This is a genomic window from Pseudomonas sp. 05T35 (assembly GCF_056396605.1).
In genome coordinates, this window is sequence record NZ_JBFTLU010000643.1 from 1 (window position 1) to 1,855 (window position 1,855).

3 protein-coding genes are annotated in these 1,855 nt (G+C 59.7%); 1 reads left to right on the forward strand and 2 read right to left on the reverse strand.

Annotation, left to right across the window (positions count from 1 at the left end; translation table 11 throughout):
• The coding region (locus tag AC1DH9_RS28325; protein WP_477809252.1) for a LysR substrate-binding domain-containing protein at positions 1-685 on the forward strand (685 nt) is incomplete at its 5' end.
• Here AC1DH9_RS28325 and AC1DH9_RS28330 read toward each other — a convergent pair.
• Together AC1DH9_RS28330 and AC1DH9_RS28335 are read right to left on the reverse strand one after the other, a co-directional pair.
• A complete protein-coding gene (locus tag AC1DH9_RS28330; protein ID WP_427537555.1) occupies positions 651-1,265 on the reverse strand; it encodes a GNAT family N-acetyltransferase in 615 nt (204 codons plus the stop codon). The two genes, AC1DH9_RS28325 and AC1DH9_RS28330, sit on opposite strands and share 35 nt — an antisense overlap.
• A gap of 14 nt (positions 1,266-1,279) precedes the next feature.
• Positions 1,280-1,855: Orn/Lys/Arg family decarboxylase (locus AC1DH9_RS28335; RefSeq protein ID WP_477809253.1), on the reverse strand; the 576-nt coding region annotated here is incomplete at its 5' end.

The window sequence follows — 1,855 nt, forward strand, 5'->3', positions numbered from 1 at the left end:
CGTCTACGAAGCCCTCGAACCGGTGCAGCGGCTGGCCAACAGCCTCAAACAATACCTGGCGCCGCCGTTGCGGATCATTTGCACGCCCCCCTTGGCGCAGCAATTGTTGCCACAGGGCATTGCCACCCTGCGTCGACGCTTCCCGGATGCGCCCTGCTCGCTGCTCAGCCAGCCCACGCGTGACATCGTCAGAAGCCTGCTGCTGCGTGAAAGCGATCTCGGCTTGAGCCTGCACGACCCTGACCACCCCGACATTCAGTGTCAGATCATTGCCCAAGGCAAACTCCAGCTCCTGGCGCCTCATGGCTGGCTGCAACCCAAGCAAAAATACATTTCCGTGCAGGACCTGGCCGGTCAGTCGATGGTCGGGCTCGAAGGCCACGACCCGCTCAGCGTGATGTTCGAGAGCAAACTACAGGCCTTGCGCCCGGCACCGATGGTGCAAACCCGGGTTCAGACCCATCAGATGATGCGCAGCATGGTCGAGGCCGGCGAAGGCCTGGCCATTGTCGATCCGTTTACCGCGATAGGCGCCAAGGCCAGCGGACTGGACGTTTGCCCCGTCTCGCCGGCCGTTCCGATCAGCCTTTACGCCTTGACCCTGAACAATACCGCGATAGCGCCTGCGGCCCAGGCGTTACTGGAGATCATCAAGGAACAAGCCGAGGTGATGCTGGCGAGCTGACAGGCTGTTCCAGGGGGTTATCAAATAGCCGATACCAGAACAACGCCACCTCAGCGGTTTGCGGGTCGATGCCGCGATAACGCAGGTGATCGATGCCCCCCATGACATAGCCGCAACGCTCATAAAGCCGACAGGCACCCAGGTTGTTATTCTGGGTTTCCAGCATGATGCCCGGCAGTTTCTTCTTGCGACTCCAGAACTGCGCGACATCCAGCAACGCCTTCGCCACTCCGTGGCGGCGCGCCGGGGCGTGCACTGCCAGCTCGTCGATATGGGCAAAGCCGTTCCAGTTAGTGCTGATCACGATGTGCCCCACCGGGTGATCGTCGAGAAACGCCATGAAAATCGCACTATCGACTGCGTTCCGGTAACTGGCGAACTCCTCCGGGTCAATCCCATAACACTTGCGGTAGGGCGTGATGGTTTCCAGCGGCCACTGATCCACCGGCTTATTGAACTCTGCGGCCGCGTAGGCCCGGACCTCAAAACTGAAGTCACTGCCCCAGATATAGGCAGCGAATCCCTGATCGGCGACACGTACCGCCAAACCCGGAGACTTGGGATTGATGACCGGCTGCATACTCGGAAAAGTCCTCAAGTTTTTATGCAATCGACGGTGTAACACCGCCCATTGCCCTCGTCTTCATGCTGCAGGCCGTGCACATCGGCGACGAAGCCCGGGAAGCTGCTGTTGAATGTGCGGGCAAACGCCAGGTAATCGATGATCGAGCGCGTCGACTCGGTAAAACGTTCGCCGGGCATGATCAGCGGAATCCCCGGCGGGTACGGCACCAGCATCACCGCAGCGATTCGCCCCTGCAAATTGTCGATTGACACCGCCTCGACCTCGCCACGGACCAATTGATCATAGGCGTCGGCCGGTTTCATGACGATCTCTGGAAGTACCGTGTACATCCGCTTAAGGTGCTTGGCGGTGGCATTGCTGCGGTAGCAGGCATGCAATTGATCACACAGGTCGCGCAGCCCCATGCCCTGGTAACGCGCCACGTCTCGTTGCGCGACACACGGCAGGCACGCTGCCAGGCTGACGTTGGCGTCGTAGTTGCGTTTGAATTCGAGCAACTCGGTAAGCAAGGTGCTCCACTTGCCCTTGGTGATGCCCATGGAAAACAGCACCAGGAATGAATACAGACCGGTTTTCTCTACCAC

Bases quoted from the DNA above. Each gene is read 5' to 3' on its own strand.
- AC1DH9_RS28330 (WP_427537555.1), bottom strand. From the start codon at position 1,265: ATGCAGCCGGTCATCAATCCCAAGTCTCCGGGTTTGGCGGTACGTGTC.